This window comes from Bradyrhizobium sp. 521_C7_N1_3 (genome assembly GCF_052075975.1).
GTDB classification, from domain to species: Bacteria; Pseudomonadota; Alphaproteobacteria; order Rhizobiales; family Xanthobacteraceae; genus Bradyrhizobium; species Bradyrhizobium japonicum.
In genome coordinates this window covers 3,860,973-3,887,275 of sequence record NZ_CP197232.1, presented here as the reverse complement: position 1 = coordinate 3,887,275, position 26,303 = coordinate 3,860,973, and the positions used below count along the sequence as shown (strand labels likewise).

The 26,303-nt window shown below is 63.3% G+C and carries 20 protein-coding genes; 8 read left to right on the top strand and 12 right to left on the bottom strand.

Features of this window, described 5'->3' with window-relative positions; translation table 11 throughout:
* Window positions 1-26: 26 nt before the first annotated feature.
* Window positions 27-2,213 (top strand): glycosyl hydrolase family 28-related protein, encoded by a 2,187-nt coding sequence (locus tag AB7008_RS17960; RefSeq protein ID WP_304493462.1) that lies wholly within the window; start codon window positions 27-29, stop codon window positions 2,211-2,213.
* Between the two features lie 160 nt (window positions 2,214-2,373).
* The gene (locus AB7008_RS17955) at window positions 2,374-4,143 is read left to right on the top strand and encodes a carbamoyltransferase family protein (RefSeq protein WP_304493461.1); all 1,770 of its coding nucleotides are present in this window, start codon (window positions 2,374-2,376) and stop codon (window positions 4,141-4,143) included.
* Between the two features lie 102 nt (window positions 4,144-4,245).
* Here AB7008_RS17955 and AB7008_RS17950 read toward each other — a convergent pair whose 3' ends face one another.
* Both AB7008_RS17950 and AB7008_RS17945 read right to left on the bottom strand, forming a co-directional pair.
* Entirely contained in the window at window positions 4,246-5,631 is a 1,386-nt protein-coding gene (locus tag AB7008_RS17950; protein WP_304493460.1) for an MBOAT family O-acyltransferase, read from the bottom strand.
* Between the two features lie 47 nt (window positions 5,632-5,678).
* The gene (locus tag AB7008_RS17945; protein WP_441259176.1) at window positions 5,679-6,656 is read right to left on the bottom strand and encodes a hypothetical protein; all 978 of its coding nucleotides are present in this window, start codon (window positions 6,654-6,656) and stop codon (window positions 5,679-5,681) included.
* A 510-nt stretch (window positions 6,657-7,166) separates the two neighbouring features.
* On the opposite strand from AB7008_RS17945, the gene asnB reads away from it, so the two are divergent.
* The 4 genes from asnB to AB7008_RS17925 all read left to right on the top strand — a co-directional run bounded on the left by asnB (window position 7,167) and on the right by AB7008_RS17925 (window position 13,312).
* The gene (gene asnB / locus AB7008_RS17940; RefSeq protein WP_304493458.1) at window positions 7,167-8,951 is read left to right on the top strand and encodes an asparagine synthase (glutamine-hydrolyzing); all 1,785 of its coding nucleotides are present in this window, start codon (window positions 7,167-7,169) and stop codon (window positions 8,949-8,951) included.
* A 10-nt stretch (window positions 8,952-8,961) separates the two neighbouring features.
* On the top strand, window positions 8,962-10,128 hold the full coding sequence (locus AB7008_RS17935) for a glycosyltransferase (protein ID WP_304493457.1): 1,167 nt from the start codon (window positions 8,962-8,964) through the stop codon (window positions 10,126-10,128).
* Window positions 10,129-10,662: 534 nt separating this feature from the next.
* A complete protein-coding gene (locus AB7008_RS17930) occupies window positions 10,663-12,048 on the top strand; it encodes a glycosyltransferase WbuB (protein ID WP_304493456.1) in 1,386 nt (461 codons plus the stop codon).
* Window positions 12,049-12,073: 25 nt separating this feature from the next.
* Window positions 12,074-13,312 (top strand): acyltransferase family protein, encoded by a 1,239-nt coding sequence (locus tag AB7008_RS17925; protein WP_304493455.1) that lies wholly within the window; start codon window positions 12,074-12,076, stop codon window positions 13,310-13,312.
* Between the two features lie 46 nt (window positions 13,313-13,358).
* Here AB7008_RS17925 and AB7008_RS17920 read toward each other — a convergent pair whose 3' ends face one another.
* Window positions 13,359-14,624: a hypothetical protein gene (locus AB7008_RS17920; protein WP_441259175.1), complete on the bottom strand. Its 1,266-nt coding sequence runs from the start codon at window positions 14,622-14,624 to the stop codon at window positions 13,359-13,361.
* A 351-nt stretch (window positions 14,625-14,975) separates the two neighbouring features.
* Between AB7008_RS17920 and AB7008_RS17915 the strand changes: the two genes are divergently transcribed.
* Together AB7008_RS17915 and AB7008_RS17910 are read left to right on the top strand one after the other, a co-directional pair.
* Window positions 14,976-17,453: a tetratricopeptide repeat protein gene (locus tag AB7008_RS17915; protein WP_441259174.1), complete on the top strand. Its 2,478-nt coding sequence runs from the start codon at window positions 14,976-14,978 to the stop codon at window positions 17,451-17,453.
* A gap of 30 nt (window positions 17,454-17,483) precedes the next feature.
* On the top strand, window positions 17,484-18,746 hold the full coding sequence (locus AB7008_RS17910; protein ID WP_304494646.1) for an O-antigen ligase family protein: 1,263 nt from the start codon (window positions 17,484-17,486) through the stop codon (window positions 18,744-18,746).
* Between the two features lie 56 nt (window positions 18,747-18,802).
* Here AB7008_RS17910 and gspM read toward each other — a convergent pair whose 3' ends face one another.
* Genes gspM through AB7008_RS17865 form a run of 9 tightly spaced genes read right to left on the bottom strand, consistent with a single transcriptional unit; the run spans window position 18,803 to window position 26,278 of the window.
* On the bottom strand, window positions 18,803-19,360 hold the full coding sequence (gene gspM, locus AB7008_RS17905) for a type II secretion system protein GspM (RefSeq protein WP_304493451.1): 558 nt from the start codon (window positions 19,358-19,360) through the stop codon (window positions 18,803-18,805).
* Window positions 19,357-20,427 (bottom strand): PilN domain-containing protein, encoded by a 1,071-nt coding sequence (locus tag AB7008_RS17900; RefSeq protein WP_304493450.1) that lies wholly within the window; start codon window positions 20,425-20,427, stop codon window positions 19,357-19,359. The genes gspM and AB7008_RS17900 overlap by 4 nt, the downstream gene beginning before the upstream one ends.
* A complete protein-coding gene (locus AB7008_RS17895) occupies window positions 20,424-21,371 on the bottom strand; it encodes a general secretion pathway protein GspK (protein ID WP_304493449.1) in 948 nt (315 codons plus the stop codon). Before AB7008_RS17895 ends, AB7008_RS17900 begins: the two co-directional genes overlap by 4 nt.
* Window positions 21,368-22,051, bottom strand: a complete 684-nt coding sequence (locus tag AB7008_RS17890; protein ID WP_304493448.1) for a PulJ/GspJ family protein — start codon at window positions 22,049-22,051, stop codon at window positions 21,368-21,370. Before AB7008_RS17890 ends, AB7008_RS17895 begins: the two co-directional genes overlap by 4 nt.
* On the bottom strand, window positions 22,051-22,455 hold the full coding sequence (locus tag AB7008_RS17885; protein WP_441259173.1) for a PulJ/GspJ family protein: 405 nt from the start codon (window positions 22,453-22,455) through the stop codon (window positions 22,051-22,053). Before AB7008_RS17885 ends, AB7008_RS17890 begins: the two co-directional genes overlap by 1 nt.
* Window positions 22,433-22,906 carry a pilus assembly FimT family protein gene (locus AB7008_RS17880; RefSeq protein WP_441261218.1) on the bottom strand — a complete coding sequence of 158 codons (474 nt, stop codon included), beginning with the start codon at window positions 22,904-22,906 and terminating at the stop codon, window positions 22,433-22,435. The genes AB7008_RS17885 and AB7008_RS17880 overlap by 23 nt, the downstream gene beginning before the upstream one ends.
* A complete protein-coding gene (gspG, locus tag AB7008_RS17875; protein WP_304493446.1) occupies window positions 22,884-23,354 on the bottom strand; it encodes a type II secretion system major pseudopilin GspG in 471 nt (156 codons plus the stop codon). The genes AB7008_RS17880 and gspG overlap by 23 nt, the downstream gene beginning before the upstream one ends.
* 16 nt (window positions 23,355-23,370) lie before the next feature.
* Window positions 23,371-24,588, bottom strand: a complete 1,218-nt coding sequence (locus tag AB7008_RS17870; RefSeq protein WP_085402754.1) for a type II secretion system F family protein — start codon at window positions 24,586-24,588, stop codon at window positions 23,371-23,373.
* Window positions 24,589-24,592: 4 nt separating this feature from the next.
* Window positions 24,593-26,278, bottom strand: a complete 1,686-nt coding sequence (locus tag AB7008_RS17865; RefSeq protein ID WP_441259172.1) for a GspE/PulE family protein — start codon at window positions 26,276-26,278, stop codon at window positions 24,593-24,595.
* Between the last annotated feature and the right edge of the window lie 25 nt (window positions 26,279-26,303).

Here is a 26,303-nt window from a genome sequence, read left to right as displayed (position 1 = left end):
AGAATGATCTTCAATGGGCACGGTACATGACGCGTAGTGCCGCGGCCATTGTTGCCCTGTTTCAGTTATTTTGGATGGCGGAGGCAACCGCGCAGTCCGCGATGTTCTGGTTCAACGATCCCGTCGGTCCGGACGAAACAGTGCTCGTCACCGGCGCCGAGCTCGACAAGATTACATCCGTGACGGTTGCCCGAATTGGCGACGGCCCCTCCCGCCAGGAAACCTCCGTTCCGATTCTGCAGGCCAATCCCCTCTCCCTTAAATTCACGATCCCGGAGCAGTTCACGCCCGGGATCTACCGCTTCAGCCTGACCCACCCCCAGGGCACTCTCAGCGGCCGCATCAACCTGCCAACAATCTACTGGACGCAGGGAAACCTCGGCGACGAGGTCTCGCCTTCGGGCTGGCTCCAGGTGTTCGGTCGCAACATCGTTCGCCAGGCAAGCCGTGCACAATTGTTGATGCTGCCCGATGCCGGAAATGCACCGACGAAGGCCGTTCTGACCAAAGGCGACCTGTGGCGCGGTGCGTTTCGCATTCCCGACCAGCTTTCACCCGGCCGCTACCGGCTGCGCCTCTCCAACGGAGACGGCGGCGACGCCGAATGGGTCGATGTGGGCAGCATCGTCGTGCGCTCTCCCGAGGCGAACGCGGTGCAATCCTTCGATGTACGGGCATTTGGCGCCAACGGCGACGGCAAGTTTGATTGTACTCGCGCCGTCAAGGCCGCCATCGAAGCTGCGAGCCAGGCCGGAGGCGGGACCGTGTACTTCCCGCGCGGGCGCTATCTGATCTCGGACATGATCGTCATTCCACCTCGCGTCAAATTGCAGGGGGAACGCATCGATCTGGTCAACCTGGTCTGGCCCAGTCTGGCAACACTTCCGGCCGCACTGATACAGGGAAGGTCGCAGTTCTCGGTCGAAGACCTGACAATCTACACATCGAACCACCCGCACATCATCGCGGGGGGCTTTCAGTTCGGCGACGCCCCGATTCCTGACGCGGCCGATATCGCCATCCGGCATGTCCGCATTCGCGGTTCGGCCTTCCGGGGCCTCATGGAGGCTGAAGCCACCCTGCAGCAAATGAACGACTTCCGTCGGATTTACCCCGATGGATCTCCCGACACCATTCGATTGAGCGGAAACAGGATCGAAGTATCCGATTGCGATATTCTCGGATCCGGACATTCGCTTCGCCTCTTCAAGGCAACCAACGCGATTGTGGCCCGCAATATCCTGACCAACGGCCGCTATGGCTCGTACTCGATCGTGGGATCGCGTCAGGTCGTCTTCGAAGGCAATACGGTGACTGCCGCCGACCTCCAGGGAACTGGCGGAGGAATATCGACGCTGTCAAAATGGGTCAGCGCATCCGAGAACATCTTCGTCGGCGGCAACACGTTCAGGGCCATTTATGGCTGGGACCGGGAAGCGATGACGTCGGACGGGCCAGGCGGATTCTATTTCGGTCATGCGAACAGCACTGGGCCGGATCGGTTGTCGATGCTGGATGCGGCCAATCCGTATCCGGCCGGCACGGACTGGACCGGTGCCGCAGTCATGGTGGTCAACGGACGCGGTGCCGGCCAATACGCCAGGGTCAAAGCACTCGAGAAAAAGCCGCCCGACTTGTCGGTGGTGCTCGATCGACCGCTCGAGGTGGCGCTGGACTCGAATTCGGAGGTCACGGTTACCCAGGCGCAGCAAAACTATCTGATCATCGATAATGACTTCGAAGACACGGGCGTCGCCGCGCAGACGTACGGGACGGCGCTTGGGCATGTCATCTCCGGCAATCGATCCAACAGGACCAGCGGCTTTGCCGTGTTCGGACTGTCCTACGACAGTTTCCAGCCCGGCTGGCGGATTCAGATCCTCGACAATCACATACTCGAGGGAAACGTCTACCGGGCCGGACCCGAACGGAGCATTTTCTCCAATGAGGCTTCAATTCTCGTCCAGGCGAACCAGACCGCAAAGGCTCCAGGTCGACCGCCAATGGTGCAAGCGGTGATCGTTCGAGGCAATCGCCTCGATCAGGACGCCCACATCGAAATCAAAGGCTTTGCCGCGACCTCGCCCGGCGTCCGCGACGTGGTCGTCGAAGGAAACACCATGGGACCATCACGGGTCGGTCTGATGATTGATCGCGGCGTCGCGTGGTGGCTCAGTCGAAGGAACGTCGAAGAACGGCGTATCCAAAAATAGCGCTGCGAGCTGCTCGCCCCTGCTTCGCGCTCCCTCTCGATCAGTCACGGTAATGATAAGTTCCGTTGTTAGTTAAACCCCTGCTCTGGCTGCCATCTCCCGCTGTGGCCGAACGGAATTCCTCTCCGGCAGCCGCTTCACAACCTGAAAGACTGTACCGATGACCGCAATTCTCGGCCTCAACCTCAACCATCCCGATGCCTCCGCGGCGCTCATCATCGATGGCAAGGTGGTCGCAGCTTCGGCTGAGGAGCGCTTCGGCAAACGCATCAAGCATGACCCATCCTTCCCGCAGCAGGCGATCCAATCGGTTCTTGCCATGGGCGGCATATCGTCGAAGGACCTGGATTTCATCGCGATCGCGCGCGATCCGTCGCAGAATCGCGCGGCCCAGGTCTCGTATGTCTTGCGCAATCCCCTTAGCGGCGGCAAAGCGGCGCTTGAGCATATCCGGCGGGCCAAGGACGAGCTGAGCATCAGCGAGCAGGTCGCCGAGGCGTCCGGGCAGGCCCCGGACATGGTCAAGGCCAAAGTCATCAACGTGGAACATCATCTGTCCCACATTGCGAGCTCCTACTACTGCTCGCCGTTCGACGGGCTGACGGCCGGCTTCTCCTATGACGGCAGCGGCGATTTCACCAGCGCGATGGCGGCGCGCTGCGAGGGGACACGGATCGACGTGCTCGACCGCGTCAACCTGCCAAACAGCCTGGGCTTCTTCTACACGGCGTGCTGTCAGTTCATCGGCTTCGCCGAATATGGCGAAGAGTACAAGGTCATGGGTCTCGCGCCATACGGCGTCGACAGCTTTGCGGACACGATGCGAGACCTCGTCCAAACGCGGCCCGATGGCTGGTTCAAGCTCGCCGATGGCTTCTTTGGCATGCACCGCGGCGGCGAAAGCGGAAAGATGGACGAGCGAAATCACGTGGAAATGCTGCGCTTGTTCACCGACAAATGGATCGAGAAGTTCGGTTCGCCGCGCCAGCGCGGCGAGGAGCTGACGCAACGGGACAAGGACATCGCCCGCTCCTGTCAGGTCCGCTTCGAGGAAGTGGCGGTGCATTGCTTCAACAAGCTGCACGATCTGGTCCCGAGCAAGCAGGTCGTTTATGCCGGAGGTTGCGCACTCAACGGCGTCATGAACGCGCGCCTGTTGCGCGACACGCCTTTCCAGCAGGCATACATGCAGCCGGCCTCATCGGATGACGGTCTGTGTCTCGGTGCGGGCCTGTGGACATGGCACAATGTCGCGGGCGGACGAGAGCGATTCCATATGACGCATTCCTACTGGGGGCCGGCTCATTCGGATGAGACGATGCGGCGCGCAGCAGAATCGGCCAGAACTCCCATGCGCGAACTATCGCCCGGCAACGTTCCGAAGGCGGTCGCATCCCTGTTGCACGCCGGGCTGGTGGTTGGCTGGTACCAGGGGCGATCCGAATGGGGCCCGCGCGCCCTCGGCAATCGCTCCATTCTTGCCGACCCGACCCGCGCCAACATGAAGGATGTCATCAACGCCAAGATCAAGCGAAGGGAAGGCTTCCGCCCCTTTGCTCCGACCATCTTGCAGCCAGCGGTATCGACCTATTTTGAACAGGATGTATTCAGTCCCTTCATGATGCATGTCGTCAAGCTTCGTCCGGAATGGCGCGAACGACTTCCCGCCATCACCCATGTCGATGGCACCGGACGGCTGCAAAGCATCGCGCGGGACACCAATCCACTCTACTACGACTTGATCCACAGCTTCGGCGAACTGTCCGGGATACCGATCGTGCTCAATACCAGCTTCAATGAGAACGAACCGATCGTCGACACACCCGAACAGGCCATGAGCTGCTTCCTTCGCACCGGTCTCGACGCCATCTGCCTTGGCAGGTACCTGGTGGTGAAAGGCGAGCATGCCAAGCTGTTATCGGACGCGTAGGCCGCTGACGCCGTGAATTGGGGGCGATCGCGACGCCCCCCTTTTCGTTGTTCGGGTCAGGATACTCGCGCCCAACCTTCCTTGGCCGGGCGTAGGCCGCGGTCAGAACTGGAAGTAGATGAATTCGGCATGTCCAAAAATGCCGAACAGCACGATGTAATATGCCAGCGCGACACCGGCGGCCGTTGGCAGCCAGCGCACCTCCCACAGTTCACGAAGGCGCTGCGGTCGAAACGACAGGTGGAAGTCGATCACGAACAGCAGTGCGAGCGAGACGGCGAGCATCACCAGTTCGCCGCTCGCGAGATCCAGCATCTTCAGGGTGAAATAGGAGATGGGACCGAAGTCGCCCAGGCTCCGCAGGGCGACGATCGCATTGGCGACGCTCGTCGACCGGAAGAAGGCCCATCCCACGAGCACGACGGCTAGCATCCAGGCCCAACCGAGCAGCAGACGAGCCGGCTCGCCGAGCCATGCTTCCGGTTTCGCAAGCCTGATAAAGGCTCGTTCGACAACCAGGCAAACCCCATGCAGCGTGCCCCAGGCGACGAAATTCCACGCTGCACCGTGCCAGATACCACTGACCGCGAATACGATGATGAGATTGCGCGCGGTGGAGCCTTCGCTGCCGCGGCTTCCCCCGAGCGGAATGAACAGATAATCGCGGAACCAGGTCGACAGGGAAATATGCCAACGGCGCCAGAACTCGTTCAGGCTGGTGGCGAAATAGGGTTGCCCGAAATTGATCATGAGATCGAAGCCCATGATGCGCGCCACGCCACGCGCAATGTCCGAGTACCCCGAAAAATCGCAATAGATCTGGAGGGCGAAGAGCACCGCCGCGAGCAGTTGATAACTGCCGGAATACTGCGCCGGATTGGCGTAGATCCCGTTCACCACCGACGCGACCACGTCGGCGATGCACATCTTCTTGAACAGGCCATAGCCGACGAGCAACAGGCCGGCGGTGACATTTTGGTAGGAAAGCCGATGCGTGATCCGGAACTGCGGCAGCATGTGTGCCGCACGCTCGATCGGACCGGCGATCAGTTGCGGAAAGAAGCTCACATATTGGGCGTAGGTGATAAAGTCGCGCTCGGCGGCAACCCGGCGATTGTACACGTCGAGCGTATAGCCGACCGACTGAAACGTGTAGAACGAAATGCCGAGAGGGAGCACCAGACCGAGGGCATAATCCGGCACCACGTACCCGAATAGCCCGACCACGCCGAGCACGTTCGAAATCAGGAAGTCCAGATATTTGACCGTTCCGAGCACGCCCAGGTTTATCGACAGCGCGATGGTCAGCGCTACCTTGCGTCCGCCATCGGTCCGAGCCCGAGCCATCATGAGTGCGGTCGTGTAATCCACGATCGTCGTCAATCCGAGCAGGAGTCCGAAGGAAGGGCGCCAGCTCATGTAGAAGATATAGCTGGCGATCAGCAGCACCAGCGGCTGGGTTCGCCCCGGCAACGAGAAGAACACCACCAGGAACGTTACGAAGAACGCCAGAAATTCGAAAGAGTTGAAGAGCATCAGTCGAATGCTCCGGTGGACTTCAGCAATTTGGCCAGATCGGCCGTGTAGGCGCGCGCCCCGGCCGGATTCATGTGCTGCGGATCGGCAAAGAGTGCTGGCGGATACATGAAATAGTCCGGCCCCAACACCCGAATGAGAGGCCGATCCGAGATCATCATCGACCTGGCGTCGTCAGCGGCTGGCAGCGGAGCAGCCTCGCCAGCGCGGAAGAAGCCCGGAACAATCATGATCTGGAAGCCATACTGGCTCGCCAGCCGTTCGAGGTGATTACGAGAGTGAGACTTCTCAGGGATCATCCGTAGCTCAATACGTGTGGGATGATCGGTCGGCAGGGTGTAGTCATCGGGAAGGCGATCGCCCGGGTAATGGCTCTGCGACTTGATGAAGTACCAGCCCCGATCGCGGAGCATTGCAGCGCGCTGAATCTCCACGTCGCGGCGCGCGTCGGACAGTCGATCCAGATTCTGAAAAGCGAACAGCGCTGCCTCACGGGGCAAATTGCGAAAAGGAAACAGCGTGTTTGCCAACAAATTATCATTGCGCAGGGTATCAGAAAACGTATCGGATACACCCTTGCCGTCCCACGGGATCGTCAACAGCACGTGCGTGGGAACGTTGCCGGCTTCCAGCGCGGCTTCCAGAATCGGAAGAAAGTGAACTTCGCCGGGCAGCCCAAGGTTATACGATCGGAAGCCGGGGCCGACGGCCGCATCCAGGTCGGATGGAAGCAACGCCGAGAGAAGCTTGCTGTTACCGAAGATCATCACCCGATTGCGGTCTTGCGGACCGAACATCCGGCCCTTCACAAGAGTATCCAATTTTGCGTACGCAATGACGACCGAGCCCGGCCTGATAAAAGGCAGCATGGCGTAAGTCGTATACAGCGAGAGCCAGACCGCGCCGAACAACAATCCGAAGACGACAACGGATTTGAGCCACGGAGCGGCGATCGCGGCCGGCTCTTCCGCATTCACGGCCGATGCGGCCTCCGGAGATGGCAGAGGCGAGCGGATCGTGGCTGTAGCTCGTTCCGATATCTCTGGGCCCAGTGAAATCCGGTCAGAGAGTTGGCGCCGGCGAGGCTTGTACATATCCGACGGAACTCACGGGACAGAGCATTGGGATGATCGGGTGCCGGCGGTGGTGACGGGCTGTTCGCCGCGCCCGAACTGCAAGCGCGCGTGCGCCGGCGTGGTGCGTTCGGGAGCGGAGAACATGCAGCCCTGTTATCATTCTGTTATGTTTCAGCCGAGGTCCTATCAAACGAACATTACAGTTTGACGATATCGAGATCGCAGCACTCGATACGTGCAGCGCATTGCCGAAGAGGATAACATTGAGTAGATAAGCCGGCCACTGGTCCGGGCTTCCCCGTCACATTGCGCGAGGGCCTGCGCAGGGAGGACGATTCAAGGCGCCGTAACGCACCGTCGCACAATTATCATCGTGCATGACAACGTCCCTCGCTGACCGAAAGCTGAACCATGTGTGGAATTACCGGCGCCTTCGCATACCGTGCCGAAGCGCCCCCCATCGACAAAGCCGAGCTGCTGCGGGTGCGTGACGCGATGGTCGCGCGCGGTCCGGATGGCGACGGTCTGTGGATGGCCGCCGACGGACGCGTCGGCTTCGGACATCGCCGCCTGGCCATCATCGACCTGAGCGAAGGCGGCGCGCAGCCCATGCTTGATCCCGAAACCGGCAACTGGATCTGCTTCAACGGCGAGATCTACAATCACCAGCAGTTGCGCACCCGGTTGCACCACGACGGCGTCGCGACGCGAACTCAATCGGACACCGAAGTGTTGCTCAAGCTCTACGCCCAGCGCGGCGAAGAGATGTTCTCCGACCTTCGCGGCATGTATGCTTTTGCACTCTGGGACGCGAGTCGGCGCGAGTTGCTGCTGGCCCGGGACCCGTTCGGCATCAAGCCTCTGTACGTGGCAGACGACGGCGCCACCATTCGCTTCGCGTCCCAGGTCAAGCCGTTGCTGCAAGCCCCGGTGGACCGGAGGCCCGAACCGGCGGGCCACGCCGGCTTCCTGCTGTGGGGCTCAGTACCCGAGCCATACACCCTGTACCGCGGCATCCGCGCGCTGCCGCCTGGGCACTGGCAGCGCTTCAGCGCCGCGGGCGCCGGACGGCCGATCCGGTTTGCGAGCATCGTGGATGCGTTGGGTCGCCTGCCCACGGCCTCCGGCGCCCGCACCGACGACGCGCTCGATCAGATCGCCGCAGCGGTCAGGGACAGCGTCGCCGCGCACATGGTGGCGGACGTGCCTGTTGGCGTCTTCCTTTCGGCGGGATTGGATTCAACCATGCTCGCGGCCTGTGCGGCGAGCGTCGGCGAGTTGCGCACGCTGACCCTGGGCTTCAACGAGTATGCCGACGGCCCCAACGACGAGGCCGGACTGGCCGATGAGGTCGCCGGCCTGCTCCACGCAAAGCATGCGCTGCATCGGATTTCAGCGCGCGACTTCGAGTGCGACCGGCAGCACCTGATCGACGCGATGGATCAGCCCTCGATCGACGGCATTAACGTCTGGTTCGTCTCCAAGGCCGCGGCCGCGCAAGGTCTGAAGGTTGCGATCTCGGGGCTCGGCGGCGACGAGCTGTTCGGATCTTACCCGAGCTTCCGGCAGGTACCGCGCCTGGTGAGCCTGATGCGGCGCGCACCGGTCGGCGAACGAACCGGGCTGCTGCTGCGGCATCTGGCGCAACCTTTCGCCTCGGCACTGCCGTCGCCCAAATATGCGGGACTCGTCGAATACGGCCACAGCCTGTCGGGGGCATATCTGTTGCGGCGAGCACTCCACATGCCGTGGGAGCTCGCGCAGCTGATGGACCCGGCCATGGCCAGAGATGGCCTGGAGGAGCTCGCGACCATGAACCGCCTCGATGCCAGTACCGAGGGCCTGGAGAGCGACCGGCTGGCGGTCTCCGCTCTCGAGATGCAGTGGTACATGCGCAACCAGTTGCTGCGCGACGCCGACTGGGCGGGCATGGCGCATTCGCTCGAAATCCGCGTGCCCCTGGTCGATCTGCAACTGCTGCAACACTTCGTGGAGCTCCCGGATTTCGATGCGAACAGCGAAAAGCGCACCATCGTCAGGCGCGTCGCGCCCGAATTGCCGGAAGGCGTGTTGAACCGGCCCAAGACCGGCTTTGCGGTGCCGATCCATCAGTGGCTCAATCCCGGCGCGAGCAGCGGCGTCACGCGGCATCGCGACTGGGCGATGACGCTGTATCGACATTTTGCCGCAGCCTGAGGAGACACCAGTGAGGCTGCTTCACGTCATTTCCTCCGCCGATCCCAGCAATGGCGGGCCCATCGAGGGCGTGCGCCAGCGTGGCTTGCGACTGCTGGAGATGGGCCATCAGGTCGAAGTAGCGTGTCTGGATGATCCCAGGGCGCCTCATCTGGAATCCTTTCCGTTACCCGTGCATGCACTCGGGCCGCCGCGTGGCGGCTATCATTTCTCGACGTCGCTCCAGCCATGGCTGCGCGCCCACGCCGGCGGTTATGACGCAGTCATTGTGAACGGTATCTGGCAGTACCACAGCTTTGCCGTTTGGCAGGTCATGCGCGAGCTGAGGCAGCCCTACGTCGTGTTCACGCATGGCATGCTTGATCCGTGGTTCAAGCAGAACTATCCGCTCAAGCATCTGAAGAAGTGCCTCTACTGGCCCTGGGCCGAATACCGGGTTCTGCGCGACGCTGCGGCTGTGCTGTTCACGAGCGAGGATGAGCGGTTGCTTGCGCGCCGCTCGTTTTGGCCCTACCGGGCGCAGGAGGTCGTGGTGTCCTACGGCACGCGATTGCCGCCGCAGGACGCGCCCCCGCTACGAGAGGCTTTCCTCGCCGCCCATCCCGAGTTGCGCGGCAAGCGGGTGTTGCTCTTTCTCGGGCGGCTGCACGCGAAGAAGGGCTGCGATCTGCTTGTCGAGGCATTCGCCCACGTGGCGGCCGAGGAGCCTCGCCTGCATCTGCTGATGGCCGGGCCGGACCAGACCGGCTGGGTCAGTCAGCTCAAGGCCCGGACCCGCGCCTTGGGCGTGGCCGATCGTGTCTCATGGCCGGGCATGTTGCAGGGCGACGCCAAATGGGGCGCGTTCCACAGCAGCGAGGCCTTCGTGCTACCCTCCCATCAAGAGAACTTCGGCATCTCGGTCGCCGAGGCCCTGGGTTGCGGCCTGTCCGTGCTGATCTCTGACAAGGTCAACATATGGCGCGAGGTTCGAGCGGCCGGTGCAGGTCTTGTCGCCGAAGATTCGCTGGCGGGCACACTCAAGAACCTGCGCGCATGGCTGGCCATGTCTCCGGAAGACCGGGCAGCCATGGGCCGACGAACCCACGATCTGTTCGCGGACCGGTTCAGTGTTGACCGGATGGCGACGGCATTGATCGATGTCGTGCGTGCGGTGCAAGCCTCTCCGCGCTCGTGACGCGAGAACCCGGTATTTGGTTCAGTTCAGGGGACCGGATCGACGTCCGAAGTTGCCGATAGCCTGCCCCGACATGTCGCGATCTTTCGTCATCTGGAACGCGTGATCCAGATTGCCGAGACGCCGTAGCCAGCAGTGACGGTGCTGCCTCGCAACACCTGCGACACCCGGCTTCGCCGCCGCGATCCGCGCCCCGGCCCGATCCCGAATTGCCGTTCGAGGGAAGCCAGGCTTCCGATCGCAATGTGTTGCACTGATCAATCTAATTCCCGGGATCGCCGCGCCACGCCGCTACTTGTTACTTGTCGTATCGTTATTGCGATAACGTCACACAAGAAATGATATCAAACATAACAATACGCAGGAGGATGCTCGCTGAGATCGATCCTATCCAGGATCATCTCGGACTCGGCTTCACCCCCAAGACACGCTCCGGCCTGCAGGCGCCACGACCGAACCCGTAACCGGCTCGGCGGGCTGGGATTTGTCGCGGCCGGTCGAAGCCTTTCGCTTCGACCGAAAATGAGGACGGTCATGCGGGTGTTGGTGATAGGGATAAATTATGCTCCCGATCTGATCGGCGTGGCGAAATACAACACCGAATTCTGCGAGAGTCTCGCCAGCTGGGGTCACGAAGTTCGCGTCGTCACCGCCCCGCCCTATTACCCCGACTGGAGCATCCCACCGGGGTATCGTTCGAAATGGTATCGCCATCAACGTCTGAACGATGTGGACGTCATTCGGGCGCCGATCTACGTGCCGAGCCGGCCTTCGGGTCTCAAGCGGCTGCTCCATCACGCCTCCTTCATGCTCTCGGCAGCCGTCCCCGTTCTGTCGAGCGCGCTCTGGTGGCGCCCCGATATCGTATTCGTGGTGGCGCCATCTCTGCTTTCCGCGCCTATGGCGGCATTGGCCGCCAGGATCACCGGCGCATCTTCCTGGGTCCATGTTCAGGATCTCGAAGTCGACGCAGCCTTCGAGGTCGGGCTGCTCCGCAGCGGTGTCACGCGCAAGCTGATGCGTACGGTCGAACGGTGGATACTGCGTTCATTCGACCGCGTCTCAACCATCTCGACACAGATGGTACGCCGCCTCGAGCACAAGGGTATCGCGCCTGCCAGATTACGTGAGTTCCGGAACTGGATCGACACCAGCATCGTCGTGCCGGGAAGTAATCAAACGCAGCTTCGTTCGGAGCTGCAGCTGGCGCCGACCGATATCGTGGCGCTCTACTCGGGAGCCATGTCGAACAAGCAGGGGCTTGAGCTGATCATCGAAGCCGCCGCGGCATTGAAGGACAGCCAGCCCTCGGTGAAGTTCGTTCTCTGCGGAAATGGTCCCGTCAAGCCGGCATTGGTTCAAATGGCTGCCGGTCTGCACAACGTCCGCTTCCTTGACCTCCAGCCGCTCGATCGGGTCTCGGAGCTGCTCAGCACCGCCGACATTCAGCTCTTGCCGCAAAAGGCCGAGATATCCGACCTGGTTCTGCCGTCCAAGCTGGCCGGCATGCTCGCATCCGGCCGACCGCTCATCGCGATGACCGAGCCTGGTACGGGGATTGCGTCCGAGGTCGAAGGTGCCGGCCTCGTCATCGCTCCGGGCGACGCGGGCGCGCTTGCCGCGGCTGTCAAGACGCTGGCCGAAGACGAGGCACTGCGGAATCGCCTCGGCGCCGTCGCGCGCGCACGCGCCGAGCAGAAATGGGATCGTATCTCGATCATCCGTTCGCTCGAACACGAATTCATGTCCCTTCCGCAACGGGCCGCAACACCTGCTCCGCGCACCGCGCCTTTGGCGACGCCGGTTCGCTCGATCGAACATGTCACGACGGGCAGTCGCCGCCGGCCAGAGACGTCAGGGTGGCCGCCTTCAAGAGAGCCCTTGCGTCCTCGAGCCAGGGGCGTCGGCTCTGAACACTAGCAAGACTGGACGGGGATCTGTACTGATGACTTCGGCGCTGCCCAAAGGAGAAAGCATCTCCGCTCGGATGGAGTCCGTTGAGGGCCATTCAACAGGCTTCGACTACCTCAGGATACTTCTCTCTACGGCCGTCCTCTTCATCCATAGCAAGACGTTTACGCTGGGCGCCGATGTCCAGACCTTCAAGTCGCTGGTTGACTCGACGGTCCGCGTCGGTACGTTTTCCGTGGCGCAGCCCCCCATCTACCAGCCGATTATCTGGGCGGTGGTGCCGGCTTTCTTCGCCCTTAGTGGATTCCTTGTTTCAGGAAGTCTGCATCGTTCAAGGACGACAATCGGCTTTCTGTTGCTGAGAGCGCTGCGTATTTTCCCGGCACTTTGTGTCGAGTCGCTTCTCGCAATGCTCGTCCTCGGTCCGCTCGTGACCAGCTTCACCCTGGCCGCGTACTTCAGCGATCCCCTGTTTCACGCATACCCTCTCAATATCATCGGCGATATCCAATATTATTTGCCTGGTGTCTTTCTCAACAACCCTGTGCCGCGGGTCGTGAATCTACAGCTCTGGACCATTCCAGCGGAGATGTACTGCTACGTAATCCTCGCCACGGTGCTCGTCCTGCAGCTGGCGCACCTGCGCCTGACCGTTCCGTTCATCACCGTAGCGACGTTCATCGGCCTGCAGGGAATGCAGGCACTGGGAATTCATGCGCCGGCGGACTGGTCTGCGGGTGACGGGAGAGTGCAGATCGAGACTCTCGTCCTCGCGTTCATGATCGGTGTGTCCTTGTTCGAGCTCAAGGACAAGGTTCCACTGCGAGCTGACCTGTTCGCTCTGTCGGTCGTGCTTTCCTACGCCTTGCTCTGGGGCGGAGCGCTGCAATATCTGGCGATGATCCCGATCGCCTACGCCACGGTCTTCGTCGGGCTTTCCAACTTCCGAAAGACGTTCGTCAATCGGACGGGTGACTACTCCTACGGAGTGTACCTGTATGGGCTGCCGGTGCAGCAGCTCCTCGTCTACCTCTTTCCGGCGAACAAGAACTGGCTGCTCAGCTTCGCCATGGCCTATGTCCTCAGCTTGGTGTTCGCGGCGTTGTCCTGGCATCTCGTCGAATCGAAGGTCCTGGCGAAGAAGAGGATCATCGTCGAGGCTGCCGAAAATTTCCTGAGGCCTTTGTCATTCCGGTTACCATGGGGGCCTGCAGCCAAGCCGGTCCTCGCTCCCCCAATCGCGCTGGTGCCGAAACCGGCCGACTTGAGCTGATATCACAGGACTACAAGATCGGGGCTCGGCTGTCCCGGCTTGTCCCTCAGGGACGTAGATAGCGATATCCGACATAGAGCCCAACCAGATTCAATACGACCTCTCCCGCCACGAAAGCATAGACGCCAAGCATGGAAACCAGCAGGTAGCTGGCCAGCATCCCCGCCGCCGAGCCGATCGCCAGAGCCCCGGCGGCGAGGCCATACGCGCCCGTCGCCGCCAGGGCCTGCATCATCATCAGCAACAGCGACATCGTGAATATCGTCGGCGCGAAGCCAGCGATGACAATCGCGGCCCGGTGCAAGCCGAAATCCGGCACCTGCGCAGCGATGCCGGCGGCGACGGTAACGCCGACTGCAAACATCGCCGCGCAATAGAGCGCCATTCTCTGCGCACCGAGCATGCTGCCGAGGCTCTGCTTTTCGGCTGCCGACAGTTTCTCGACGAGGCTTGGGAATTCTACCCTCAGCACGAACCCTACGATCTGGGTCGATGCCGTCACAATCTGCTTGGCGTACACGAACAGGGCGGTCGTCTCGGCGCCGAGATAGACCGTGCTCAACACCAACTGAACGCGCATGTTGACCTGCCCCGGCAAGATCTGGAACGACAGGGCACAGCCGTCTGTCAGTGCCCTCGTCAAACCCGCACGCGTCACCCTGTGAAACCGCGGGTACCAGCCCTTGCGCGCCAGCGTCGTCCATTGCGCGATCAACGTCGCGAGATAGCCTATGGAAAAGGCGCCGCCCAGGATCGCGCCTGCTGCCGCAGCCGACCTGTGGGCCGCCAGGGCTAGGCCGACCGCGGTGACCAGGTAAGCCGCCGATCCCGTGATTCCGCTGATGCCACTCAGTCTCAGGCCGTCGAGCAGGCCAACCCCGTTGACGGCCCACAGCAGCAATCCGGGGAGCGCAAGGGCGACGTACCATCGCGAAAACTCGTCCGACGAGAGCCGCAAGACGTATGCGGCTGCAGCGGCACCGACGATCAAGGCTATCGCGATCCTTATTGCGCTCGTCTCGCAAAATACCCGCCATACCTCGCCGCGCGCCTCCCGACCGCTCGGCAAGCGGGCCACTGCCCGGGCGAGTGTCGTACTCGCCCCGGCGTCAACGAGGACGATGCCCAGAATGGCAAAAGAATAATGCGTGCCGAATGCTGCGAGAAGCTCGTACTCACCTGCGGCCACGAGCACGGTCTGGACAATGAATATCGCCCCTTGACCGAGGCCGAACCCGGCGACCAGCAGCCCGACGTTGGCAATCTGCCTCCATTGGCCATGGACGGCTCTCACCCAGCCGGCGGCGCGCATTTGTACTAGCCGGTATCGAGACGCCGCAGGGCTCCGCGTTCCATCCGAGGCGTTGGAGCTCGCGACACTTGTTTCAAGCATGATGTTTTCCGGGGGCGGGCGTCGTGACCTGAACCTACGGCTTGCAGCGCCGATGTAGACCAATGTTACACGAATTGATACCTCACATAATCAGTCCGACGACAGCTCGCGGATCATCGCATGGCTCGCCGCTACAGCCGCCGATGTCACAGTCTTGTGCAATTCGGAACGTAAGGAGTGGGGTCGGGTCAAGCAGAGCGGGAGTTCGTCCCAGCCATCGGGCCTTTGAGGCAGTGTGCGGTTTGAGCAATGCGTGACGAGCGACGGATATTGGATCGGGCGCTGTCCTTGCACGACAAGGGGGACATCGCCGCCGCCGCCAAACTGTATCGGCGCATCATCGATGCCAATCCCAATAATCTTCACGCCGTGCACTTCCTGGGCGTGGCCGAGGCAGCGGCGGGAAATATTGATCGAGCAAAACTGCTGATGACACGATCGTTGCAGTCGAAGCCGGTCAACGTGGAGTTTATCGAGAACTACGCGGCCGTGCTCCACCGGGCCGGCGAGCATGACGAGTTGGTCCGGCTGTGCCAGCACGGGCTACAATTCGCGCCGACCAGCCTGGGACTTCTGCATGGAAGTGCGGCCGGGCTTTTGGCAATGAGCCGCCATCCCGAAGCCATCGAGCAACTGACACGCCTGTTGGCACATCACCCCCGGCATTTTCCGGCCCACTTCATGCTGGGTTCGGCGCTGGCGAAGTCGCGGCAATATGAACCGGCACTCGCCTCGTATGACCAGGCATTGCAGTTGAACCCACGGCTCGCGGAGGCGCATCTCGACAAGGGAACGATCCACTTCGCGACCTCCCGTTACAACGACGCGCTCGCGGCCTATGACAGCGCCCTCACGCTACGGCCCGATCTTGCGGCAGCAGCACTCGGCCGCTGCTACGCCCTGATCCAGTTGGGCCGGCGCGACGAAGCCTTGGCCGCCGCCGATCACACATTGACGCTTCAAGCGGATCTTCCTGAAGCATGGGTTGGCCGCGGCAACGCGCTCCTCGATCTCGGTCGCCCCGAGGACGCTGCGGCAGCCTACGACCGTGCGCTCGCCATCGGGCCGCACCTCGCGTCGGCCTGGTCCGGACACGGCAATATTCTCCTTCGATCAGGCCGTCAGCCGGATGCGGAGGTCGCGTTCGATCGCGCCATCGCTTCGGATGCCGCTTTCGCCGAGGCCTGGCTCGGCCGCGGGACCGTGTTGTTGTCCCTTGGCCGTCACCACGATGCGGCGGCGGCTCTCGACCGCGCCACAGTCCTGAATCCCGGCCTGGTGAGCGCCTGGCTGGCGAACGGTCAGGTCGCCTATCTCGAGAAACGTTATGGCGACGCGTTGGTCGCCTGGAACAGAGCTCTCGCCCTCAATCCGGATCAGCCCGCCGTGGCCGCCGCCTGCTTGCGCGTCAAGTTGCATCAATGCGATTGGACGGATTTCGAGCGTGGTTGTGCCTCGGTCAGGTCATCGGTCCGAAGCGGGAAGCTCGTCTCACCGTTCATGTTCGTCGCGATTCCGTCCACATCGGCCGAGCAGCTTCAGTGCGCGCGCACGTGGGCCGAGAACAACTTCCGTCTCCAGAGTTCACCGGTCTGGCGCAGCGAGCGCTACAATCACGACCGAATCCGCATCGGCTATCTCTCGGCCGATTTTCATCAGCACGCGACCTCGCAGCTGATGGCGGGCGTCTTCGAACATCACGACAGGACGCGCTTTGAAGTCACCGCGATCTCGGTCGGCCCAAACGACGGCTCGGACATGCGCCGGCGGATCGAAGCCGCGTTCGAGCGCTTCGTCGACGCCAAACCGCAAAGCGACGCTCAAATCGCCGAGCTTGTCAGGACTCTGGAAGTCGACGTCCTCGTCGATCTGAAAGGATATACCCAGGACGCGCGCACCGGCATCTTCGCCATGCGTCCCGCCCCGATCCAGGTCAACTATCTCGGCTTTCCCGGCACCATCGGTGCCGGCTTCATCGACTACATCGTCGCAGACCGAAACGTCATTCCCGAGCACGATTTCGATTGCTACGCGGAGAAAATTGTCTGGCTTCCCGAAAGCTATCAGGCAAACGACCGCGACCGTGCGATTGCGGATCTGATGCCCGTCCGCGTCGAGCATGGCCTTCCGGATGACGCTTTCGTGTTCTGCTGCTTCAACGACAACTACAAGATCACGCCGGACGTTTTCTCATCCTGGATGCGGATCCTCGCCGCGGTGGAGAACAGCGTGTTGTGGCTGTTCGAGGACAATCCAACGGCTGCGGACAATTTGCGCCGAGAGGCGCAGGCACGAGGCGTCGCGCCGCGTCGTCTGGTTTTCGCACAACGGCTCCCCACTTCCGCGCATCTGGCGCGGCATCGTTGCGCGGACCTTTTCCTCGACACACTCCCGTACGGCGCTCATACGACCGCCAGCGATGCGCTCTGGGCCGGACTTCCAGTCGTGACCTGCCTCGGCGACTCATTCGCGGCGCGGGTCGGAGCGAGCTTGCTCAACGCAATCCGCCTACCCGAACTGATCACGACGACGCCAGCGGCCTACGAGCAATTGGCGATCGAGCTGGCGAACGATCCGGCCAGGCTCGCGACGTTGAGAGCGAAGCTGGCGCGCGATCGACTGACCACACCTTTGTACGACACGAAGCAGTACACGCGTGATCTGGAGACGGCCTACGCCGCCATGATGGAGCGGCACATGGCGGGATTGCCACCGGACCACGTTCGGGTGCCGGGAACCACAGTCTGACAAGAGCACCCCGCGAGAGAGACGATTTCCTTGAATCGACCAGGATCTTTCGTCGATCGACCGACGACCAACCCGGGCCGGGATCGATTGACCGCTGGTGCTGCCGCAATCTTCCGCGCTCGCAGCGCTCCGACGATTGCAGTCATCGGCTCCTTCTGGGCGTGGTGCGGCCTGCTTTGCTTCCCCATGATTGACCTGAACCCGGACTTCGCGGACGCTCCGACCTCGTTTGCCTTGGGCGGCACGGTTCTGATCGGCCAGATTACCGGAATCGCGCTGTTCATCACGACGGTGTCCTTGATGCACGCTTCGCGGGCGCTCGCGAGCCTGGGTCGCTTGAGCCTCGCCCAGATCGCGATCATTGGCATCATCTACCTGTCTGCTGCCCTGCAATTGCACGATGACGAGGCGGCGACGTTTGTTGGCGTTTTCTACACCATTCTGCTGATGCTGACCGCTCTGATGCTGTCCGTCGTATGGACGCTGCCTCCGGACGATGTCGAAACCTGCATGAATGTTGCATCCATCATATTTTGTCTGTTCGGCATCTCCGCGCTGGCAGTCCTGGGATTACCGCAGGGCCGCAACGTCGGGGGTATTCAGCCAAATCTTTTTGCCGCACCGTTGCTCGCAGGCTTCATTCTGTCGCAGTTTCACGCGGGGAAAACGGGCATCGTCATCAGGATCCTGTGTTTCTCGATGGCCGCTCTCGTCAGCTCGCGGTACGCCCTGATCGGCTGCATTTCCGCGCTTATCGTGCATGACTTGACCTTCAATTCCCTACGCCCGTGGAAGGTTGCCGCGGCGATCGCTGCGTTGCTGTTGTGCATATTCCTCTGGCCGCAGATTGCCACCTTTCTCGCGCTTGATGATTCCAGTCGAGATCTGTCTTCAGGATTCACAGGAAGGGATGAATACTGGTCCGCGGCCCTGGCGACGATCATGGATCATCCGCTCGGCATCGGATTCAAGCGCGCGTCGGCCTTCGAGGCCGGGCACAATGGCTACCTGAAGACGCTGGTGGAATTCGGAATCGTCGGGGGCGGATTGATCATCCTCTTTGTCGGTTGCGTCATTGCCGCTGCAGGCGCCGAGGCGATGCGATCAACGGGGAGGGATCGGCGGCAACGCCGCTTCGCCTGTGCCCGCCTGGGCGGACTGGTCGCCCTGGCGTTTGGGGCCTTCTTCCAACCGCAATTGTTCAGTCTCGGCGACGCGTTCGGTGTCTCGCTCCTGTTGCTGCTGTTCAGACCTGAAATGAAGCCGGTATCTGGTCGCGCAGCAATCGCGTGAGCGCCGGCCGCGCAACGATCGCGAGCTGATTTCGCCTCCACCCGAGGTCGCTTCGTTCACTTCGCGTTCTGTCGCTGCGCCGAGATGCCGAGGACCAGGCGCAACTTGCTGTTGTCGGCGCTGCCCGAGGCGGTCTGGACGACCAGACCATCGATGAACAGAAAGGGCATGCCGGCCTCCAGGTCGTAGAGGAGCGGCTGAAGAGATGCGGAAGCAAGCTCGATGTTGAACGTCGCCGAGACGAAGCCGGATTTGGCGAGCGGCCCCTGGACATCGACCTGCGACGACAGTGTGTTGCCGTTCACCCGTTTGGTCGCCGCGAGCACCCGCTGGAGCAGCACGGCGCTTGCAACCGAGGCCGTCTGTCCTTCGAGGAACGCCGAGCCTGTGGGAACGCTGATGTCGGCGCGGACGGCGGGCGGCGGGGTCGCACGCCGGGCCTCGAGCGTCTGAAGTATCTCCGCGGCTGACGCCGCAGCATCGCGGCTACCGAGGATCTCGATCACGGCCTGCACGGTCGTGAACGCGAACAGCACCACCAGCGCCACATAGGCCGCGACCGCGGCGATCGGAAAGCGGGTGAGATACCCTTCGAATTTCTGCATGCTGATCATGTGCCCGACCCGAATTGCGGCTTGATCCTGGTCTCGATGTGGAAGCGCTCGCCCGCCTCGTTGGCGGCGCGCGTCGTCGGTGCGAAGAAGCCAGCGCTGGCGAAATGCGGCGACTGCTCCAGGATCTGGATCAGCGACGGGGCGTCGCTGGTCAGACCCGTGATCTGGAGCTTGTCGCCCTCGATCCTCAGCTCGGTCGCGTAGGTGTGGTCGGGCAAGAGGCCGGACAGCTCTTCCAGCACCATCACGGCCGACGGCATCGTCTGCTTGCGGCGCGCCAGGATTTCGAGGGGCGAACTGCCCTGACCGCCCTGCCCGCCGCGCGCGAGCGCGCGGCGCTCGGCGATCCGGTGCTGGGTCTGCTGCAGCTGGGCATCGTAGGAATCGGTGGCGATCCCGCCGAGCCCGACCGACAGCATCGCCAGCACGCCGGTCGTCGCGAGGACCGCGATCAGCGCAAGGCGGAGCCGGCTCGAGCCGCTTTGCCCGCCGACGCGCTGATGATAGACGGCGACCCGCTCCATCCCTGGCGCCGAGGTCGATATCTCGACGGCGGCCGCGCCTGCATCGAGGAGAGCTTGCGACAATGACGTCACCGCCGCGCGCGCCGTCGCCACCACCGTCAACTCGACATGGTCGTCGGCGATCGCCTGCGGCGGCGTCCAGTGAAACACCGCTTCTGCCGGGCTCCAGGGTGTCAGCCGATCGATCTGGGCACGGATGATTCCGTCGAGAAACTCGACTGCACGTCCCGGCAACTCCAGCGGACGAAATACGAAGCGCGACGGTTGAAGTGCAAGGTCGACCGTCGCCCCCTTCATCGCCGCGGACCATTCGTCCGACAGCGGTTCGCTGATCACGCCATCGACAACGGTGATGCGACCGTGCGGCAGAGCGTCATCCTTGCTCGTCGTCGAGGCAAGGCGTAGCGTCAGAGCGCCCTCCTCATCCTCGCTGATCGCGATCTGCTGCGCACCGCGCGTTCGTTCGAGCCGCGCGCTCACCGTGCGCGCAACGCTGTCGATCCACAGCGACAGCGCGGCTGCGATTTGACTGGGAATACTCATCTGCTCTCCCGCGGCCTTGGCCGCCCTCCTCGATCCGGATCAACCTCGTCGGTCCATGCCAGTACGCGGAAGGCCTCCTTCTCACCCGGTCCCGGAATCTGGATCACCGCCTCGGGCGTTCGTTGCCGGCCGTCCCGTAGCGTGATCCGTATGCGCACCCGATAGGCGTCGCTCGCCGATATCGTGGCGCCCGGCTGCCGCCCGCCGAGCGCGCCGATGACGAACTCTGGATTGTCGGGCGGCAGGTCCGCGCGCTGATTGAGGAAGGCGTCGAGCCTAGCCGTCGTCATGTCCGGCAATGCCGCGATCACTTCCGGCGCGGCATCGAGCACGTTGACCTCCGCCATACCGCTATAGACGGTCACGAAAGGCATCGCATGCTCGACCAGCGCGACCGGCAGGCCGAGCACCAGCCACAGCTCATCGGCGCTGCTGAATGGCGCTTGCCGCGGCACGTAAGCGAGGTCCGCCGCGGCATAGGCCGCCGGCTCCGTATCCCGCCCGTCCGGTCTCGGCGTGCGCCGCCAGGCGATGACGCGCGTAGCATATTCGTCGGCGCCTTCCGCCGGCGCGCCGAGCGCCCTGAACAGGCCCGCAATCATTGCACGCGGCGCCATGTTGAGGTTGATCCGCGCCGATTCCGACATGTACTCGACGCGCACGGAGGCATCCGCCAGGCGGAAGTCGAAGCCGCCATGGGTCGGACGCCGCATCGTCGCGGGCGCCGACAATTGGTAGGCGGCGAGCTCGACACCGGCCGAACCCAGCATCTCCCATTGCGTCGCCGCGTCCAGCGCCGAGAGCGCATTGGCCGATTGTGCGATATAGACCGAAGCGACGGTCGCAAGCGCGGCCAGTCCGGCAAGCAGCCACAGGGTGGCGACGACGATGAACCCGTCCTGCGCCGCAAGCTTGCGTCTCGGTCGAGCTGCCGGACTGGTCATTGCGTCGGCCCGTTACCGGGTTGCGTCTGCGTCGCCTCCTGCTCAGTCGACGGATCCGGCCGCGGCGCGGTTGTCTCGACATGGATCCGCGCGGCGCTCGAAATCACGGTTCCGCGCTCGACATCCCTGATGTCGAAGCGGACTGACATCGGCAGTTCGCCGGAGTTGAGCCAGCGGCTGCCCCATTTGCCGTCGAGGCCGGCATAGGCGAAGCTGATGCGATATGGCAGCCGCAGCAGCACGACGGGATCGACGAACGGAATCTGGTCTGCCCTGGGATCTCCCGCCTTCAGCAGCACGAACGGCGCGCGCATGCGCACCAGTGCCGGACCGTTTCTGTCGTTGATCTCGGAGATCCGCACGATCTCCAGCCCCGGCCGACCATTCGGGCCGAGCACGGAGCGGACGAACATCACGGCCTGCTCTCCGCCGCGAAACAACGGCAGATTGTCCGACCGCGTCACGTAGTCGGCCGCCGCCAGATCGGCCGTGAGCCGGTCGAGAGCGACCGCGACCTGCTCGTTACGCTGGGCACGGATGATGCCGCGGTTCCAGCTCGGCAGCCATTGCCCGGTGACCGAGGCCAGCGCGCCCATGATCAGGCCCATCAGTGCCAGCGCAACCAGGGCCTCGAACAGCGTGAAGCCGTCTTCGGCGCGCCATTGTCGGGCGTCGGTCATCAGCCTCCGCCCCTGCTCTGCAAGCGGATCGTTTCGAACGACACCATCGCTCCGCCCGGCGCCTGCACACGCAATTCGACGCGCTGCGGAACGAACCGCGACTCCGGCACGACAGGCACATCGTCGAGGAACGGCGTCATGCGCATCTGCCAGCGGTGGCCGGCGACCCGTCCGCGCAGATCATCAAGCATCGGCGCTCCGGCGCGCGGCAAGGTGGACACCACCACGCGCGCCGCATTGACGAGGGCGGCATGCTGCTCGAGCTTCCAGGCGCCGCGCGAATTGGTCGCGACCAACGTTCCGATCGCAGCGAGCACGATCGTCACCAGCGCGAGCGCCACGACGGCCTCGATCATGGTGAAGCCGGCTTCGCGCCGGCGGCTAGAGGACTTCCTGCGCGACAATGTCCACGCCTCCCGTCAGCCAGTTCACGCGCACCTCGACGGCATTGCCGAGGCGTGTCAGGCGGATCGTGCCGCCGCATGACATGCCGCTGGCAAAGAAGCTGATGGTCGAGAACGCCGGCCGGCCGTTGCAGCGTTGCGGTAGCAGCGCGTCGAACACCACGTCCTGCGGCACCTCGATGATCCAGGGGCCCGAACCCGACCTCACGGTACGTGCCCGTGCGTCCACGACAGCGCTGACCGCGCCGTAACGCGACAGCGCGGCGTTGCGGTCGGCCTTGAGCAGGGCCGCAACCTCGATCGCATAAGCCTCGAGGCGCGGCCGCGAGGTCTGCGACGGAAAGCGCGGCAGCAGCACGGCCGCGAGCATCGCGACGATGGCCAGCACGCAGACCATTTCGAGCAGCGTGAAGCCGGCCTCGCCCGTATCAGTTCGCTCCGGAGACGAGATCGGCCGAGGTTCCCGTTCCGCCCTCCTGCCCGTCGGAGCCGAGCGAGCGAATTTCGTAGGGCGCGCGTTCTGCCGGCTGCTTGTAGACATAAGGATTGCCCCATGGGTCGTTGGGAACGTTGCCGCCCTTCAAATACGGGCCATTCCAGGACGCCACGCCGCTCACGGCATGCGCGAGAGCGCCCAGTCCTTCCGAGCTGGTCGGGAAGCGTCCGGCATCGAGGTAGAACAGGTCGAGCGCGCTGCTGAAACTCTGGATCTGTATCTTGGCCGCCTTGACGCGGGATTCGCTGAGATAGTTCAGCACCCGCGGGCCGACCAGCGCCATGATCATGCCGATGATGGTGATGACGACCAGCATCTCCACCAGCGTAAAGCCTTCCTCACTGCGACGCCGGCGGCGGCGCCTCGGCGGAGGGAACAGCCCCTTCTTGGAAACGCGGATCATGCGAACCCTCCCCTTCTCAACCGACAACTTGCGTCACTGACAACAGCGCCGTCATGACCGACACGATCAGGCCCCCGACCACGACGCTGATGAGGATGATCGCGGCAGGCCCGATGATGGCGACGACGCGATCGAGCTGGCGCTGCAGCTTTTCCTCGTAGAACTCCGCGACCCGGCCCGACAGCGTCGGCAACTGCCCGGTCTCCTCGCCGAGCCGCAGCATCCGCACCGCGACGGGCGGCAGCACGGCCGAAGCAGCCAGCGCCTCGGCGAGCCTGCCGCCATGGCGCACGCGGTCGGCCATCGCAGCCCAGGCCTGCACGTTGCCGGTCGCATTCATGATGTCGATCAGGATGCGAAGTGTCGCCGTCAGCGTCACGCCGCTGCCGAGCAAGATGCCGAGATTGCGCGAGAACAGCGCGGCGCGATGGAATTCAACCACGGTCGAGATGACAGGTAGCCGCGCGATCTGCGTCACGATGCTGGCGCGGACCGATGGCCTGCGCCACGCCAGCCAGCCGCCGATGACGGCGATGGCAACCACGGCGCCGACCTCGAAGCCGTGACCGCGCAGGATGTCCGACAGCGTCAGGAACACCTCGATGACGGGATCGGTCTTGGCGTTGAAGTCGCGCAACACGGCCGAAAACTGCGGAAGCACGAACGTGACGAAGAAGATCAGCACGCCACCGGCCGCGAGCAGCACGAAGGCGGGATATTGCAGGGCACCGGTCACCTTGCGGCGCAGAGCTTCCGCGCGCGTGCGTTCGGTCCCGATCGTCTCGAGAATGTGGTCCAGCGTGCCCGACATCTCGCCGACTCTGACCAGGGCGACATACATCGGCGGAAACAGCGTCGGCTCGCGCGCGAGCGCTTCGGCAAAGCTCTCGCCGGACATGATCGCGGTCTTGATGGTATTGACGACCGGACGCAGCCGGCTGACGTCCATGTCGCCTGCGAGCAGTTCGAGCGCGTCATTCAACCGGGCACCGGCCTTCAGGAGCAGAGCAAGGTCGCGCGTGAAGATCGTGACATCAGCGGGCCCCGGCTTCGACAACGTCAACGACGCCAGCGAGAGCGACCAGCCCTTGGCTTCCTCCTCGGGCCCGGCATCGATCGCGACCAAGCCGAGATATTCGATGCGCTGGGACACTTCGGCGAGATTGGCCGCCGTGATCGAGCCGGAGACCACCTCTCCCTTCTGCGTCAGCGCGCGATAGCGAAAGTTCGGCATCTCGTCACCGCACGGTGGTCACGCGCAGGATCTCCGCCGCCGAGGTCATGCCCGACAGGCATTTGGCGAGGCCATCCTCGATCATGGTCGTCATGCCGTTGCGGATGGCGACCTTGTCGATGGATTCCCAGTCGGACTGCTCCTCGACCAGCGCGCGGACTTCCTCGTTCATCTCGAGCACCTCGAACACGCCGATACGGCCGCGATAGCCGACATTGCCGCAGCGCTCGCAGCCGACGGGTTCGAAGATGACATTGCCGACGGACAGACCCACCGCCGTGTAGCGCGGATCGGCCTCGACGTCGGCATGGGTCAGCGGCCGGCTGCTCTTGCAGCGGTCACAGAGCTGCCGGACCAAGCGCTGCGCGATCACCGCGCGCAAGGTCGAGCGCAGCAGGAACGCCTCGACGCCGAGATCAAGCAGGCGCGGCACGGCGGCCGCCGCCGTCTCGGTGTGCAGCGTGGTCAGCACGAGATGGCCGGTGAGCGCCGCGTGGATCGCGACATGAGCGGTCTCGGAATCGCGAACTTCGCCGACCATGATGACGTCGGGGTCCTGGCGCACGAAGGAGCGCAGCGCGGTGGCGAAGGTCAGACCGATCGAGGGCTTGGCCTGCGACTGGGAGATGCCGGGGATCTCGTATTCGACGGGATCCTCGATGGTCAGGATCTTTCGGGTCGGCTCGTTGAGCAGCGACAGTACGGTCGCGAGCGTCGTGGTCTTGCCGCTGCCCGTCGGGCCGGTGACGATGATCATGCCGTGCGGCAGTGCCAGCATGCGCCGCAATTTGCCCCGGTCGCCGGCCAGGAAGCCGAGCTTGTCGATCGACAGCAAAGCGCGGTCCCGCGGCAGCAGGCGGATGACGGCGGACTCGCCATGCTGCGTCGGCATGATCGCGACGCGCACGTCGATCTCCGAGCGCGCCGCCCGCACCCGCGCGCCGCCGTCCTGCGGCAGTCGGCGCTCGGCGATGTTCAGTCCCGCCAGGATCTTGATGCGCGAGATCACCGCCGCCGGGGGCACGCCGTTCGGTGTCGCGACATTGCGCAACAGCCCATCGACGCGCATCCGTATCACCAGCGAGGTGCGGCCGGGCTCGATATGAATATCGCTGGCGCGCAGCTCGACGGCGGTCTCGAACATGTCGTTGACGGCGCGAACGACCGGCGCTCCGCTGGCAAGGTCGCGCAGATTGTCGATGTCGTCATCCTGCGCTGTGGCATTGACGGCGGTCTCGGCGCTCGCGCTCTCCTCCTCGCCGAGACGCTGGTCGAGCACGGTAGCGATGTCCTCGAACGAGGCAACCTTGATGGCCGGCGCCGTGCCAAGCACGATTGCAGCCGCCTGTATGGAGGCCCGGTCCGTGGGGTCCGCCAGCACGAGTAATGGCGACCCGCCAGCGGGCTGACACGGGAACACCGCCATTTCGCGCAGGAACCGGCGCGAAAACTGTTGCGTGCGGGATTCCGTCGCCATCATCTCCTGAAGCGTGACTCGCGGAAGCTCGAAGAACAGCGACACCTCGTCGGCGAATTCGCTCGCCGACAATTCGCTCATTTCCCACAGCTTACGCAGGCCACCTTCGGCAGGGCGGGACCCATTCGGCCTGCCGAGCTTGTCCGCGTCCGGCTTCAGGCCAACCTTCTGGCTGAAACGAGCTACGAACTCGTGCGCATTCGGGGAGGCCATGGACGTCTACCGTAGTCACTCTGAC